The 3,376-nt window shown below is 65.2% G+C and carries 4 protein-coding genes; 1 reads left to right on the top strand and 3 read right to left on the bottom strand.

The features are described 5' to 3' along the window. Window positions 1-51 precede the first annotated feature (51 nt). Entirely contained in the window at window positions 52-639 is a 588-nt protein-coding gene (locus tag EN925_RS28805) for a hypothetical protein (RefSeq protein WP_128337104.1), read from the bottom strand. A gap of 125 nt (window positions 640-764) precedes the next feature. Here EN925_RS28805 and EN925_RS28810 point away from each other — a divergent pair, with 125 nt between their 5' ends. Then, window positions 765-998 carry a DUF2093 domain-containing protein gene (locus tag EN925_RS28810; RefSeq protein WP_013532341.1) on the top strand — a complete coding sequence of 78 codons (234 nt, stop codon included), beginning with the start codon at window positions 765-767 and terminating at the stop codon, window positions 996-998. Here EN925_RS28810 and lpxK read toward each other — a convergent pair. Together lpxK and waaA are read right to left on the bottom strand one after the other, a co-directional pair. Then, window positions 995-2,020 (bottom strand): tetraacyldisaccharide 4'-kinase, encoded by a 1,026-nt coding sequence (lpxK, locus tag EN925_RS28815; protein ID WP_127370300.1) that lies wholly within the window; start codon window positions 2,018-2,020, stop codon window positions 995-997. The two genes, EN925_RS28810 and lpxK, sit on opposite strands and share 4 nt — an antisense overlap. 1 nt (window position 2,021) lies before the next feature. After that, complete coding sequence (gene waaA / locus EN925_RS28820; protein ID WP_013532343.1) at window positions 2,022-3,338, bottom strand: lipid IV(A) 3-deoxy-D-manno-octulosonic acid transferase; 1,317 nt, start codon at window positions 3,336-3,338, stop codon at window positions 2,022-2,024. Window positions 3,339-3,376 lie beyond the last annotated feature (38 nt).

The raw sequence follows: 3,376 nt of genomic DNA on the forward strand, positions 1-3,376 counted from the left end.
GTCGAGCGATAGGCCTTCCGGACCTATATGTAACACCGGCCGATTCGAAGCTCAGCGACGCAACAACAAAACGAACCCAAGGATCACCGCTCCCAGCAAACCGGCCATTATCGAAACAAAGCCAATTTCCACCAGCAACTGCTCAGGGTTCGGCACCGCACCATGGGATTGATTGGCCGGCCTGTACCTGCCCGCCGGCGTACCCAGGGCGGCAGCGTTGCGCGGGATTGGAGCCTGCGGCGGGATAAGCGAAAGCAATGACAGCCCCGCAACCCTGGCGGAGGCATTGTCATTGGCGGTTGTCGAAGGCGGCAAGAAGGCTCGCAGCGTTTCGGCTTCGGGTTTTGCCTTTCTCGCCACGACTGTTGCCAACGCCGCCTCTTCGCCCGTCTCAAGCTGGGCAAGATAGGCCTCGACGATGCCAGCGGATGCGATCTGCTGCGATTTGACGGCCATCGGCGCCGCCGGCAAAATCAACAGCGCCGGCGCTGTCTGCTGCGCGAGCAGAGACGGCGCCGGCGGTTGGACCAGCGCCTTGACCAGTGCCGTCATCACGGGATCAGCCTGCCCCAAGGGCACGGCTTGCGGCGTCATCACTTCCCTAAGCAGGGCGGGAAGACGAGTGGAGGAAACGTCCATTGCGGCCCACCAACAACATTTTTCCGCTTCACAATAAGCGTTCAGCATTGTCTCAGGCTTGTCTCATGCTTGACCTCGCCGGGAATTTATGGCGATGAAATCCTCATGAACCCTGGCGTCCCCGCATGATGAACCGTTTCGAAGGCCCCGGCGGCAAGGAAGCCCGCATCCGCTATCTGGATGGCGACTTCCAGGTTACCAGTCCCGGCGCGTTCGTGCGCTGCGCGGTGACAGGCGAAAGCATTCCGCTCGACGAGTTGAAGTACTGGAGCGTCGCAAGGCAAGAGCCCTATATCAGCGCCACCGCCTCGCTGCGCCGTGAAATCGAGATGCATCCGGAGCTGCGTAAGCGCAGTTAACCCTTCAGCTTGCGCTGGCGCCAGGCATCGAGCGTCTCGTCGATGATGCGCTCGGGAACGTGATCGAGTTCGAAGACCGTGTCGATCTCCAGCACCTCGAGCCGGTCGAGAAAGTCCTGTGAGGCGCCGTGGCGCAGCCGGGCGGCGTCCTTGGCGGTGGTGATGAGCACCAGCCCCTCAGTGCGTGCGGTCGCCGCCAACTCGGCAAGTTCGTCCTCCGCATAGAAATGATGGTCCGGAAACGGCCGCGTCAATGCCAGTTCGCCGCCGGCCTCGCGCACCGTGTCGAAGAATTTCTCGGGATGGCCTATACCGGCGAAGGCGAGGAACCGCTTGCCGGCAAGCCCTGCCTTGCCGCGTGGCTCTGTATGGGCCTCGAAGATCGCCCGGCCGGCGCGTGCCGCCTGGCGGACCACGCTGTCGGCGGCAGTGCCCTCGCCCATTTTCAACAACCCGCTGGTGAAAACCAGCTGGTCGACGATTTTGGCCCTGAGCGGCCCCCCCGGAATGACGCGGCCGTTGCCGATCCCGTAGCGCGCATCGACCACGACCAGCGCATAGTCGATGTGGATGCGGGCGCTCTGGAAGCCATCGTCCATGATCAGGAAATCGCAGCCATTCCGTTCCAGCAGCAGCCGGGCGCCGGCGGCGCGGTTCGGCGTCACCGCCACCGGCGCGTGTTCGGCGAGCAGCAGCGGTTCGTCGCCGACATGCCGGGCGCTGTCGTGGTCGATATCGACCACGTGCGGCTCGGCGAAGGAGCCGCCATGGCCGCGCGACAGGAAGCCTGGTTTCAGATGCATGCGCTTGGCCTGCTTGGCGAGCGCGATGGCCACCGGTGTCTTGCCGGTGCCGCCAACCGTGAAATTGCCGATGCACAGAACAGGCGCTTCGATCTTCTCACGCTTGGCCCGCCGCATGCCGCGGCCGGCGGCAGCCGCATAGATGGCCGACAGCGGCAACAGTGCCAGGACCCGCCAGTCCGGCTCTTCCCACCAGAATGGTGGTGCTTCCGAGGCCACGCTAGCGCCCGTTCGCGCCCTTCAGGCGCGACTTGACGACCAGCGGCTGGATGTAGGGCTCAAGCGATTTCAGCGTACGCGCCAGCGCACCGCGCATCTCGTCGACGGTCGCAATGCCTGCCGCCATCATCTCGTGGCGCGCCACTTCGTTGGTCAGGAGGAAATTGACGGCGCCGGCCAGCATGTCGCGATCGCGCACCAGCTTGGCGCCGCCGCTGTCGAGGAGACGCTGGTAGGCCTCGCGAAAATTCTGCACATTGCGCCCGGCGAGAACCGCCGTGTCGAGCATGGCCGGCTCCAGCGGGTTCTGGCCACCCTCGGAGGTCAGCGAGCGGCCGACGAAGGCTATTTCCGTCAGCCGGAGATAGAGCCCCATCTCGCCGATCGTGTCGCCAAGCAATATGTCGGTGTCGGCCGTGATCCTGTCGCCCTTGCTGCGCCGCGCGACTTTCAGGCCCATGCCGGAAATCTGCGCCGCAAGCGCCTCGGCTCGATCGGGATGACGCGGAACGACGATCGTCAGAAGACCATGGTGGCGCTTGTGCAGCGTCGCGTGGACTTCAGCCGCGACCACTTCCTCGCCGTCATGGGTCGAGATCGCCGCCCAGGTCGGGCGCGTGCCTATCTGCCGCCGCAGTGTCGCCAGCGCCCGTTCGTCGACCGGCGGCGGCGACGTGTCCACCTTGAGGTTGCCCGACACCGTCACCGGCCGCGCGCCGAGCGCGAGAAACCGCTCGCCATCGACATCCGACTGCGCCACGACATGAGCCAGGTTCTCGAACAGCGCCTCGGCGATGTTGGCCCGTTTCTTCCACGATTTGAACGAGCGGTCGGACAGCCTGCCATTGACCAGCACCTGCGGCACACGGCGCGCGCCAAGCTCGAGGATGGTCATCGGCCAGATCTCGGATTCGGCGATGATTGCCAGATCCGGCTGCCAGTGATCGAGGAACCGGCTGACCGCCGGCTTGAGATCGAGCGGTACATATTGATGGATGATCCGGTCACCGAGCCGCTCGTCGGCGACCTGCGCAGAGGTCACCGTGCCGGTCGTCAGCACGATGTTGACGCCATAGTCGAGAATGCTTTCGACCAGCGGCACGACGGCTATGGTCTCACCGACGCTCGCGGCATGGATCCAGATCACCGGCCCGTCGGGGCGCGCGCGGCCGGCGACGCCATAGCGCTCGCGGCGGCGGTAGCGGTCTTCCTTGCCGCGCGAGGTGCGCCAGGCAACGTAGGGCCCGACCAGCGGATAGGCTGCCGCACCCGCGAATCGGTAAGCCGACAGCATGGCCCGTGCCCAGCGGCCGCTCATCGCGGAGCATCCACGAGACGGTAAGCCTCGGCGGTCGC

The sequence above is a fragment of the Mesorhizobium sp. M7A.F.Ca.US.006.04.2.1 genome, assembly GCF_004022915.1.
GTDB lineage: Bacteria > Pseudomonadota > Alphaproteobacteria > Rhizobiales > Rhizobiaceae > Mesorhizobium > Mesorhizobium ciceri.

Excerpts from the sequence above, each read along its gene's own strand:
- EN925_RS28810 (WP_013532341.1), top strand. The coding sequence starts at position 765 with ATGATGAACCGTTTCGAAGGCCCCGGCGGCAAGGAAGCCCGCATCCGC.
- EN925_RS28805 (WP_128337104.1), bottom strand. The coding sequence starts at position 639 with ATGGACGTTTCCTCCACTCGTCTTCCCGCCCTGCTTAGGGAAGTGATG.
- waaA (WP_013532343.1), bottom strand. The coding sequence starts at position 3,338 with ATGAGCGGCCGCTGGGCACGGGCCATGCTGTCGGCTTACCGATTCGCG.